9 protein-coding genes are annotated in these 11,707 nt (G+C 54.8%); 8 read left to right on the top strand and 1 reads right to left on the bottom strand.

Features of this window, described 5'->3' with window-relative positions; genetic code table 11:
• The first annotated feature begins 42 nt into the window (after positions 1 to 42).
• The 5 genes from F556_RS0108640 to F556_RS0108620 all read left to right on the top strand — a co-directional run bounded on the left by F556_RS0108640 (position 43) and on the right by F556_RS0108620 (position 6,998).
• A complete protein-coding gene (locus tag F556_RS0108640) occupies positions 43 to 999 on the top strand; it encodes an ABC transporter permease (protein WP_020616535.1) in 957 nt (318 codons plus the stop codon).
• Between the two features lie 13 nt (positions 1,000 to 1,012).
• On the top strand, positions 1,013 to 1,894 hold the full coding sequence (locus F556_RS0108635) for a carbohydrate ABC transporter permease (protein WP_020616534.1): 882 nt from the start codon (positions 1,013 to 1,015) through the stop codon (positions 1,892 to 1,894).
• Between the two features lie 39 nt (positions 1,895 to 1,933).
• Positions 1,934 to 3,478, top strand: a complete 1,545-nt coding sequence (locus F556_RS0108630) for an extracellular solute-binding protein (RefSeq protein WP_020616533.1) — start codon at positions 1,934 to 1,936, stop codon at positions 3,476 to 3,478.
• Positions 3,479 to 3,570: 92 nt separating this feature from the next.
• A complete protein-coding gene (locus tag F556_RS33590; protein ID WP_020616532.1) occupies positions 3,571 to 5,406 on the top strand; it encodes a cache domain-containing sensor histidine kinase in 1,836 nt (611 codons plus the stop codon).
• Positions 5,403 to 6,998 carry a response regulator gene (locus F556_RS0108620; RefSeq protein WP_020616531.1) on the top strand — a complete coding sequence of 532 codons (1,596 nt, stop codon included), beginning with the start codon at positions 5,403 to 5,405 and terminating at the stop codon, positions 6,996 to 6,998. Before F556_RS33590 ends, F556_RS0108620 begins: the two co-directional genes overlap by 4 nt.
• Positions 6,999 to 7,006: 8 nt before the next feature.
• On the opposite strand, the gene F556_RS0108615 is transcribed toward F556_RS0108620, so the two are convergent.
• Positions 7,007 to 7,432 (bottom strand): VOC family protein, encoded by a 426-nt coding sequence (locus tag F556_RS0108615; RefSeq protein WP_020616530.1) that lies wholly within the window; start codon positions 7,430 to 7,432, stop codon positions 7,007 to 7,009.
• 116 nt (positions 7,433 to 7,548) lie between these two features.
• On the opposite strand from F556_RS0108615, the gene F556_RS0108610 reads away from it, so the two are divergent.
• From F556_RS0108610 to F556_RS0108600, 3 genes are all read left to right on the top strand, one after another.
• Entirely contained in the window at positions 7,549 to 8,496 is a 948-nt protein-coding gene (locus tag F556_RS0108610; protein ID WP_020616529.1) for a helix-turn-helix transcriptional regulator, read from the top strand.
• A 100-nt stretch (positions 8,497 to 8,596) separates the two neighbouring features.
• The gene (locus F556_RS0108605) at positions 8,597 to 9,385 is read left to right on the top strand and encodes a hypothetical protein (RefSeq protein ID WP_020616528.1); all 789 of its coding nucleotides are present in this window, start codon (positions 8,597 to 8,599) and stop codon (positions 9,383 to 9,385) included.
• Between the two features lie 131 nt (positions 9,386 to 9,516).
• Positions 9,517 to 11,289 carry a methyl-accepting chemotaxis protein gene (locus tag F556_RS0108600; protein ID WP_020616527.1) on the top strand — a complete coding sequence of 591 codons (1,773 nt, stop codon included), beginning with the start codon at positions 9,517 to 9,519 and terminating at the stop codon, positions 11,287 to 11,289.
• Positions 11,290 to 11,707: the final 418 nt, after the last annotated feature.

The raw sequence follows: 11,707 nt of genomic DNA, 5'->3' as shown, positions 1-11,707 counted from the left end.
CTTCACCAGTCTCTGAACAACTAACGAAAGGAGGCAACCCCCATGGCCAACCTAGCCGAGGTCGCCACAGAAGCGACTATACCGCACACGCGCAAACGAAGGCGCTTTCACTCACTGCGCTCCCATTGGGATCTGTACCTGCTCATGGTGCCGGGCATCCTGTACTTCATCATCTACAAGTATGTACCGATGTGGGGGATCGTCATTGCGTTTCAGAACTATAGCGTGTTTAGTGGAATCAGCGGCAGCGAGTGGGTCGGGCTGCAGCATTTCAAGACCATGTTCGGCAACAGCGACTTCTACAAAATCTTCACGAACACGCTGTTGATCAGTATTTACAAGCTGCTGTGGGGCTTCCCGGGGCCCATTATCCTGGCCATCATGCTGAATGAGATTCGCAATATGCTCTACAAGCGCTCCATTCAGACACTGGTGTATCTGCCGCATTTCCTCTCCTGGATCATTGTCGGCGGCATTATGGTCAATGTGTTGTCGCCTTCATCAGGCATCGTCAACCAGCTGCTCACGATGCTCGGCTTCGAACCGATCTACTTCCTGACGAGCCCCGACTGGTTCCGCAGTATCCTGGTTGCTAGTGATATCTGGAAGGAAGTCGGGTGGGGCGCGATTATCTATCTGGCGGCTATTGCAGGAATTGATCCTCAGCTGTATGAAGCGGCGATTATGGATGGCGCCAACAAATTCAGGCAGATTCTCCACATTACACTGCCTGCCATGATGGGCGTGATCGTCATCTTGTTCCTGCTCCGATTGGGGCATGTGCTGGACGTCGGATTTGAACAAATCTTCATCCTGTATAATCCGCTGGTCTACGACGTGGCCGATGTCATTGAGACGTACGTGTACCGCGTCGGTATCCAACAAGCCAAGTTCAGCTTCACCACGGCGGTAGGTCTGTTCAAGGCAGTAATTGGTTTGCTGCTGGTCATGATGGCCAATCGTGGAGCCAAGAAGCTAGGGCAAGAGGGCATATGGTAAAGGGGGCGTATCCATGAAATTAAGCAGAAGCGAACAATTGGCATCAGGCATCAACCATGTGCTGCTGGGTACGCTCGGTTTGCTTGCGCTGCTGCCGTTCATCCACGTACTGGCACAGTCACTTAGCAGCCATGATGCGATTACGACGGGGCGCGTGACATTATGGCCGGTGGATTTTACACTGGAGTCATACAGCCGGGTGTTGCAGGAGCAGGCGTTCCTCAATGCCTTCCAGGTCAGTGTGCTGCGGACCGTTGCAGGTACGCTCGTCAATGTGGCGTTGACTTGTCTTCTGGCGTATCCATTGTCCAAAACCTACATTAAAGGCCGCTCGACCATCATGTTCCTAATCGTATTCACCATGATGTTCGGTGGCGGCATGATTCCGACCTTCCTGGTCGTGAAGGCAACGGGATTGCTCAATACGTTCTGGGCGTTCATTATCCCTGGGGCCATCAGCGCATTTAACGTCATTATTATGAAGAACTTTTTTCAGAGTGTGCCACTGGAGTTGGAGGAATCGGCGAAAATGGACGGGGGCTCCAATCTGGGCATTCTGTTCCGAATCGTCATCCCGCTGTCGATGCCTGCCATTGCGACGATCACCTTGTTCCATGCGGTAGGGCATTGGAATTCGTTCTTCGATACCGTGCTTTATATTACAGACCGCAAGATGTTCCCGCTACAGGTCTATCTGCGTGAGTTAATCATGTTTAATCAATCAAATATTGACAATAACTCCGGCTATTCCTCCAACATGGACAGTGCCCTGCTGGCGCTGGAATCCATTAAGGCGGCGGCGTTGATTGCGAGTACGGTACCGATTCTGATCGTGTATCCGTTCTTGCAAAAATATTTTGTCAAGGGCATCATGCTGGGTTCGGTCAAAGGGTAAGTCACAAGTGAAAATCGAGAGAAGAGAGGGGTAAGTCTAATGCGTAATCAGCCATGGAAAAAAGGCATCTCACTGACGATGGTTCTGGCGCTGGCCGTACTGTCGGCGTGTTCGAATGGAGGGGGATCTTCAGGCGAGGGGGGCACCGAGGGCACGTCACCAACAGGGCAAAACGGAGAAGAGGGAATGGAGCGCAAGTCGGTCCGTGCTGTCTTCAATAACGGAGGCCGTAATTTCCCAGATGGCTTGGATGAGAACAACAATCCCTACCTGGACTACATTCGCGAGAACACGAATCTGGACATCACCCTGCAGATTCCACCAGCGGATGGCTACCAGGATGCACTCAATGTCATCATGGCTTCCGACAATCTGCCGGATATGATCCACTCGATGGATCCGAGCTGGTTCGAGAACTACGTGCAGCAGAATGCACTGCAGCCGCTGAATGACTATATTGACCAATATGGTCCCGACCTGAAAAAGAACATCCCCGAAGAAGCCTGGAAAACGGTAACGATCGACGGGAACATCTATGCGATTCCTTCGATGAATGCGGTTCCGGGCAATGAAATTATGTATGTACGTAAAGATTGGCTGGACCGACTCGAATTGGAGCCACCCACTACACTGGAGGAATACCGCGAGGTGATGCGGGCATTCGCACAGGATGATCCGGACGGCAATGGACAAAATGATACGTTCGGCTTCATCACAGCGGAGAATCTGGCACGTATTGCACCGATCCTGGGGGCATTCGGTGTCCAACGCGGCATGTGGACCGACAGAGACGGTGAACTCGTCAATATGAGTACACTTCCAGAGATGAAGGAAGCGCTGGGCTTCCTTGCCGGCCTGCATCAGGATAAGCTGCTCGATCCGGAATGGCCGCTCAACAAGGAGGCCAATTTCACCGAGAAGATCGCTGCTGGCAAGGTGGGTCTATTCTCCGCCTTCTGGTATGATACACGCGGTCCAATCCTCACCAACAAGAACAACGATCCTGAGGCGGAATGGCTGGCGCTGGAGTTCCCGGAAGGACCAGACGGCAAGAAGGGGACAATGGGCTTCGGCTACATCTCCGGTTACAACGTCGTGCCGGTGACAAGCAAGAATCCCGACGCCGTCGTACGCATGCTGAACTTCATGAACGGCGAAGGCTACCGCACGCTGCTGCTCGGCTTCGAGGGCGAAGTGTGGAAGGAAGAGGACGGCAAAATCGTCACGGATTTCGAAAAGCACAATGAGCATATTTACCGCCAGACACTCGGGGAGTCGATTCGTCCGTACCAAGCGGACGAAGAGCGCGACCGGCTGGACTCGTTGGGAATGGAATTTGATCTGAACGCCAACATCGACAAGATTTCGGAGGCGGTCATCCGGGATGAATATCTGGGGATCCCGACACCAGCCATGGGCTCGTACTCGGCCGATCTGAACAAGCTGGAGATTGAGTATTTCACGAAAATTATCGTTGGTCAGTCACCATTGGATGATTTCGATACCTTCGTGGCGGAATGGAAGAAACGGGGCGGCGATGAAATCACCCGAGAGGTGAATGAGTGGTACGCCGCGAATAAGTAAGCACAAGATACAGGTGGCGCTTCCGAATCGGAGCGCCACTTTGGTGCTGTTTTTAGTGATTAGGAATTGAGTACAAAGGGAGGTGTCCTGCCATGCGATGGTTCCGCACACTCAGGGAACGGTTCAGCCGTTCGATTCAGGTACGTCTGACCTGTTATTTTATCCTGATTCTGCTGCCATTGATCCTCTTCAGTCTCTATGCGAATGTTCGTTCACAGCGTATTCTGGAGCAGGAGCTGGGGGAGCGGACCATGAGCGCCATGGATTCTGCGCTGGAGTTTGTAGACCAGACGCTGCAGTCGCTGGAGCAGCTCTCGACTATGCTGGCGACCGACGGCAGCCTGACTTCCAGACTCAAGCACCCGAGCGCCGAGCTGACACCGGATATGCTGGTCGATTTCACGAGCGTTATGTCCTACATCTCCAATGTCAATGCAGTGAACCCGGTACTCTCTGGCGTCTCCATCTATCACGGGGGGACGGGCAAGCTGTTGTCCAGTCGGATTGGCCTCCTCGACCGGCCGCCGCATACCATAGAGGACTGGTACGAGGAGTTTGTGCGGACCGGCCGTTCAATCGTGGTGTATAATCCGGACCATCATGAGGAAGCGCTGATGGGCTGGGCGGATCCGATCTATAACGAAGGGCAGCTGCTGCTCATGCAGCTGATGGATCTGTACAGCCGGGACCGGGGCAATAATGTATTGATGCTGTCGCTGCCCAAGCGCACACTGCTCAGTTATATCTCGCATCTGGCACCAAGTCCGAGTTCTCAGGTGTCGCTGTATGATGACCAAGGCAGGCTCTTGGTGTCCAATGCCGCTGCTCCCCAGCCGCTGCTCGCTGAGTCGATTCCCGTGTCCGAGGTATCGGTGGCCCAGCTGCCTGGACGTTCAGAGAAGCAGATGATGCTTCGCACGGATTCTCCGCGTAGCGGGTGGGCGCTCGTTCTGGAACAGCCCGAGCGGGAGATTTACAAGAAATCTCGACCGCTCGAAGTGTTCACCTATTGGATTATTCTGATCAGCTGTCTCCTGGCCGTCTGGATCGCCTGGCTCATCTATAGCAACATCTCCGCACCGATGTCCTCCCTGGTGGCGGGCATGCGGCAGCTGCGGCTCGGCAACCTGGATACCCGACTGGCTCACCGTCGTCAGGATGAGCTCGGTTATCTGACGGATGCCTTCAATCAGACGGCCGAGCAGCAGCGCCATCTGATTCGCGACATTTATGAGCAGCAGCTGCGACTTACCAAGACGGAGCTGAAATTCCTGCAATCGCAGATTAATCCGCATTTTCTGTACAATACGCTGGATTCCATCTACTGGTCTGCCAAAAATTACGACGCCGATGAAATCAGCGAGATGGTCCTGAACCTCTCGCGGTTCTTCCGATTGAGCTTGAGCAAGGGCAGGGATACGTTCACTGTGGAGGAAACGTTCGCGCATCTGGGTTATTACATTCGCGTGCAGCAGCTGCGCTTCGCAGGACAGTTCACCGTGAGCTTCGATGCGGCACCGGAAGCCGCCGGTCTCCATGTCTTGAAGCTGGTGCTGCAGCCGCTGGTGGAGAATGCCATTCTGCACGGCTTGGAGAAGCGGAAGGGCGGTGGCCAACTGACGGTGTCTGCCCGTCTGGAAGGCGATCGATTGCTGCTGACAGTTGCGGACAATGGCAGGGGCATGGAGGCGGAGCGGCTAGCGCAGCTCCGGGAAGCGTTGGCATCCGCCGAGGATAAGCCTGCAGCTGAAGGGAATGACCGCAAGGACGCCTTTTTCGGATTGCTGAATGTGCGGGCCAGAATTCGGCTGTACTATGGAGAGAGCGCCGAGCTCAGTATCGACAGTGAAGAGGGCCAGGGCACGCAAGCGACGCTAAATTTACCAATTGCTGGCTGCAGTGAGGAACAGGAGGGGGATGCGATATGAACCTGATGATTGTGGAGGACGAGATTCGAATCTTGAATAGCCTGGTACACAATATTCCCTGGGAGCAGCACGGCATCGAGGTTGTGGCGACGGCCGAGAATGGGCTGGAGGCTCTGCAGCTGCTGGAGAGGCGCAAACCGGACATTCTGCTCCTCGACATCGAGATGCCTGAATTGGATGGTCTGTCTCTGGCCGAACGAATCGCAGCTGATTCGCCGGAGATTCGAATGATCATTCTTAGTGGTCATGACGATTTTGCATATGCCCAGCGGGCAGTGGGACTTGGGGTCAAACGGTACTTGCTTAAACCGGCGGGCGAAGAAAAGATTCTGCAGACGGTAGTAGAAACGGCAGAGGAGCTGCGCGCTGAGCTGGCAGAGCGCCACAATCTGGTGGCCTTACAGGAAAAATGGCGCTCCCGCCTGCCGCAGCTGCAGGAAGCCTTCCTGCGCAGCTGGATGCTGGATGGGTATGCCGGTTGGGAGCTGGTCCGGCACGCCGAGGAACTCGCCATTGTGCTGCCTCCGGATGGGGAATATGGCGCAGCGGTCTGTGCGATTGACCCGCTGGCTGAAACGGAGCAGCGATTCACAGCTGCCGATCTGCCGCTGCTGGCCTTCGCCCTCACCAGTATCGCCCGCGAATGTGTGCCGGCCTCGGAAGGGTATGTCTTCCCGGGAGCTGAGGGCCAGACCGTTCTCTTATTCGTTAGTGTGCCTGGCGAGTCGAATGCCGAGCTGATGAAGCGGATGAATGTCCGGTGCTCCAGGCTGCTCCAGGTGGTGAAAGAATGTCTGAAGGTCACGGCCAGCGCTGGCCTGGGCGGCGCAAGTGCGTTGATGGAAGCGCCGATATCCTACCAGCAGGCATGCCGGGCGCTGCGCGAGCGGGCGGTCTATGGACACGAGCTGGCGATTCCCTACCTGGCGGTCCCAAAGGACGCCGCTCCGGTTCAGCTCGATGCTTCCTTTGAGAAGCAGCTGGAGATCGCCATCTACATGGATACCAAGGAGCGGATGATCGAGCTGGTCGATGCGCAGTTGGCAAGTCTGTTGGAGCGGGCGGGCTCAGCTGAGCTGGTCTATGAGCATCTCTTATACCTAAGCAGCAGCTTCATCCGGCTCATTCAAGCCCAGGGATGGTCGCTCCAGCAGGTGCTGGGCGAGGATTACGCGTATTTCCTGTCTCTGCAGACGCTGCAGAGCCGGGAGCAAATCCGGGCATGGAGCCGCCGCGTCACCCTGCAGATTCGCGAGTATGCAGAAGAGGCCCGCCGCACGACCAGCCACCATCTGGTCAGACAGGTGGCGGAGGCAGTGGAGAGCGGGTTAGAGCAGGATCTGAGTCTGCATGCGCTGGCGGAGCAGCTGTATGTCAATTCCTCCTATCTGAGCCGCTTGTTCAAAAAGGAGACAGGCACGTCCTTCTCCAGCTACGTCCAGGAACGCCGGATGGAGCGTGCCCGTGCGATGCTGCAGTCCGGGGCCAAAGTGTACGATGCGGCAAGCGCCGTCGGCTACCGGGACATTAGCTATTTTGCCAAAGTGTTCCGCAAGCATTGGGGGGCAGCTCCCAGCGAGATCCGCATGTAAGACAAGAATCAGGAGGGCCGCTTGGTGAACAGCTGGAACGTCACGCCATAGCGGTCTGTCACCATGGCATAGGCAGGGCTGAAATAGACCGCCTGCAGTTGTTCGATGATGTGCCCCTCCTCTGTAAGCCGCTCGTACAAGCGTCGTGCTTCTTCCGGATTGGTCAGCATCAGGCATAGATTCACGGCCGTACCCGTTGTCGTTGGCTGACCGGGCAAGCTGTCCGCAACCATCAGCTGTGTATCGCCAATCTGCAATACTGCGTGAGAAATCCATTGCTGCTGATCTTTGTTCAACGCTGTGCCTTCCATTTGCGGACCTTCACCGAACGTTTGCCGGAACAGGACACGGGCGCCAAGGATTTGCTCATAGGTAGCTATCGCTTGCGCGGCCTCGCCGTTTAACATGATATAGGGAATGACTTGCGTACTCATTGTTCATCTCTCCTTGATTCGAAATCGTCCCATCCTGCGGACTGGACGTTAGATCCAGCATAAGCGATAATGGTGACAGCTATTGTCACTATTAATGGACTGGAGGACTCGCAGTGATGAACAAGGCCGAACGGCTGATCGCCCTGATGATGACCGTCAACCGAATGCGTAAATTTACCGTTCAGGAGTTGGCTGACCAATTTGGTGTCTCGCGGCGGACGATGCTGCGGGATCTGCAAGAGCTGAGCGGGATGGGTGTGCCACTCTATGCGGAGCCGGGACCGCATGGCGGGTACCAGGTGCTGCGGGAGCGTATTTTACCGCCGATCGCCTTCACTGAGGAAGAGGCGTTGTCGATCTTTTTTGCCAGCCACGCGCTTCGTCATTACAAGTATCTCCCATTCGAACAGTCATCAGCTTCGGCACGCGATAAATTCTATCTGCACATGTCCGGTGAAGTAAGGGAGAGGATCGACCGAATGAAGCAGCGCTTCGATCTGCGGACACCGGCCCGGCATGCCGAATCGCCTCATCTCTCTCGGCTGCTGGAGGCAGCTATCCAGAATGAGGTGCTGGAGATCCGGTACGAACGGGGCGCGTCGGCACCCTATCGAGCCATTCAGCCCATTGGCATCTATGCCAGTCAGGGGCTGTGGTACTGCCCGGCCTATTGCTATGAGAGGGATGCCATCCGCCTGTTCCGCTGCGACCGGATGCTCGAAGTGAGAACGCCACTGGTGAAGATGGAGCCGATGGACCTGTCTGATGTTCACCTGGGAAACCGCCACGTCTGTGAAGAGCCTCCACCGGATGCACTAGTGCTGCAGGCTGAGCTGACGGTCACCGGTGTACAGCGCTGCGAAACCGAACAATGGGCAGGGCAGCTACTGGGTGTGCATTCAGATGGCTCAGGTGAGCTGAGCGGGGGGATTGACCGTTCGGACCTGGGTTATTTTGCTGGATTCCTGATTGGATTGGGTATGGAGGTATGCGTGCTCGGCCCGGCGTCACTCATAGAAGAAATTAAATTGCAGTTAGTTAAACTGACGGATCGGTACGGTTGAGAAGGTAATTTGTGCGACACGGTACTACAAAAGTTAGAACTGCAAGGGTTGCTGACTCCTTGGTATGCTGGACTTACCAACCATGGAGGGGACGAGACAGATGATAAAGACAACGGTTCAACCTGCACATCCGATCCTGCGGATTTTGGCTTATGCATCTGCTAAACTGACCGCTGCCGGTACCATTTTTTTGACACTGATGGTCATCACGACAGGTCTTAATCCTGTCGATCTTCAACAGACGATTCATGCCATGCCATTCTGGACCTTCTTGTATATATACGGAGTTTTGTATTCCATAAGCGTCGATGCCGTGACGTTCAGGCTGCGACCACAGCTACAGGCATTTGTTCGCGTGCTACTCTATATCGCGGGCGGGTATGTGCCTTTCTTTGTGTTGTTTTGGAACCATCTGGAGTATGTTGTGTTCATTGGACTCTACGGTGTGGTCTGTGCCCTGTGCTTCTATGGCCTCGATACCTCTATGAAGCGAAAGTGGCCACTCAGTGGTATTGCAGCATGCGTGCTCCTCGTGGTGTTGAGCTGGCTAACCTTGGCCGACCACACACGGGTTGAGGGATGGACGGAGCAGCTTACGGAGAGTGGGTTTACTGCAACGTTCGATTACTTTCACGGCGAGCGGGCTATCCCGTTATCGCTTGAGGCAGGGGAGACCCTGACCTTGCAAGTGAATTTTCGGATGGATGGCGATGGCGGTCATGGATTTCGGGTGGCAGACCGAAGTGGCGATCCCATCGGCATGGAGCTGCTGGCTGATGATACCATGCGTCTTGTGACAGAGCGGGATATGGAGATTCACATTATGATTAGCGGTAATCGGGCGAGTGGAGAGGTCGAGGTAAGGTGGCACATGGAAAAGGAGGAGTAAGCGACCAAGAAAATGAGTCTCAAGGCCTGTTTCGTCAAATGTTTGTATAAAGTATTATGTTTCAAAATGGTTCTTTTTGGGGAATGAGAACATAGACCTATTCGAAAAGACCCGCAAAGGAGCTCAACCCTATGAAAATTGGAAAAAAGCTGATGCTCAGCTTTAGCCTCATCCTCGCTCTTACCCTCATCGTAGGTACCATCGGCTGGTACCAAATGACCACGATTAACCAAAGCTATCAGGACATGCTGAATGACCGCGTGCAGAAAATTCAATGGGTACAAGATTTGAAATATTTAGCAGCCGATCAGGCCAAGTCAGTCAGGGGTTACCTTATTACTGGGAACACTGATCAGCTCGACATCTATCAGAGTGACCGGCAGGCTTTTGCGGAGACTTGGCAGGTGATGCATAACAGCTTCGAAAGTGAGCAGTCGATTGCACTTTCCGATGAACTGCGTGTCCAAGAAACCCAATATGCGGATATCGTTGCGCAGATCGCTGCGTTCAAGGCGGCAGGCAACGATGAAATGTACATACGATTAGTTGAGGAACAATGTCTACCCATTGCAGCTGAACTGGCAGCGACGGCAGAGCGGCTGGAGAATTTCCAGCAGCAGCAACTGATTGAATCCCAGCAGGCCACTGCCGCAGGTGTGGATCAGGTGAAGCAAGTGCTGCTGTTCACCCTGTTGGCAGCGCTGGCTGTTGGCGTTGGCTTGGCAATCGGTATTACCCGCATGATCTCCAAGCCGGTCATTGCCGTCTCAGAGGCTGCGGGCCGGATCGCCTCGGGAGATCTGACCGGACCGGATGTTGAACTGCGCGGAAAAGATGAAATTGCACAGATGGGCGCTTCATTCAACGGCATGAAGCAGCAGCTTACCGCTCTGATGGCGGCGATACATCATAATGCACAAGAAGTGTCCGGCGCTTCCCGCGATCTCTCCAGCGGCTCGGAGCAGGCGGCGACTGGCTCGGGTGCGATAGCCGAGGCCATTCAATCTATATCCGAATCGGCATCGACGCAGGTGGAACGCATTAAGCATAATCAGGCAGCCATGCAGGAGAGTGTCGAAAGTCTGCAGCGAATTGCCCAGTCGGCTTCCATTACCGCCGAGTCTTCGGCTGATGCCATGTCACGCGCGGAGCAAGGCGGCCAGCTGCTGGATCAGACGGTGGGGCAGATGAACCGGATACGCGAGAACATGACCCACCAGAGTGAGATTATGAATCGTCTGGGCGAGCAGTCCAAGCGAATCGACCAGATTACGGTATTCATTAAGGAACTCGCAGCGCAGACGAATCTGCTCTCGCTCAATGCATCCATTGAAGCGGCCCGAGCGGGGGAGCACGGTAGAGGCTTCGCTGTCGTAGCAAGCGAGGTTAAGAAGCTGGCCGAGCAGTCCGGGGAAGCGTCCGGCCGGGTAGCTGCCGAGATTCAGCAGATGGTCGATGGCATTCAGGAAGCAATGGAAGAGATGTCGCACGGTGTGGTACAGATGCAGGAAGGCGCCGAGAGTATGGGTGCAACGGGTGAAGCCTTTGCGGCTGTGCGAGAAGCCATCGCCACTGTTGCAGAGCAGGCGCAGGAGGTATCTGCGGCAACAGAGGAAATCTCGGCCATGACGGAGCAGATCCTCTCTGCCGAGCAAGAGTTGGTGGTGCTATCTGGCGCTATCTCTGATGAGTCGCAGAGCGTAGCCGCGGTATGTGAGGAGCAGCTGGCGTCCTCCGAGGAAATGTCGGCTTCGGCAGAGACACTGAGCCACATGGCCCAGCATCTGATGGGGGAGATCGGCAAGTTCCGATTTGAAGAGCAGTCCGGGTCACCAACTGATGGCACTCGTGCTGTTGGCGAAGAGGAAACGCCCGCATACGGTACCTTAGCAGCCGTTTCTTGATCGCTCGACCGGCACGTGTGATCTGGGACACTGTGGCTAACTGTGGCTGATTGAGGCAGATGATTGGGAGATCGGGAGGGATCTATGGGGACAGGGAGCCCAGTGCTCGATCGATTGAACACGTCAACCCGTCTAACGGCCACAGGAGCGCTTATTTCGGTGTTTTAGCCAGGTTCAATCTTCTAACGGCCACAGGCGCAGTTATTTAGGTGAAAACACAGGGCCAGGAGCCTTATTCACCCCAATAGCTGCTTATGTGGCCGTTAGATTTTTAAATGATGGATTTTGGGCGAAATAGCGGCTCTGGTGGCCGTTACAGATATGATGCGCAGAATTGGATTCCAATAAGTAGGATAATATGGTAAAGTATATGGATGATTGGGAGGAAGGTGCTTACGTGTTTTAAAGGGGGGAGTCG

It is taken from the genome of Paenibacillus daejeonensis DSM 15491, from assembly GCF_000378385.1.
In the GTDB taxonomy this organism is placed as follows: domain Bacteria; phylum Bacillota; class Bacilli; order Paenibacillales; family Paenibacillaceae; genus Paenibacillus_D; species Paenibacillus_D daejeonensis.
Note: the sequence above shows the minus strand (reverse complement) of the source record. Positions and strands in the feature narration are given on the sequence as shown.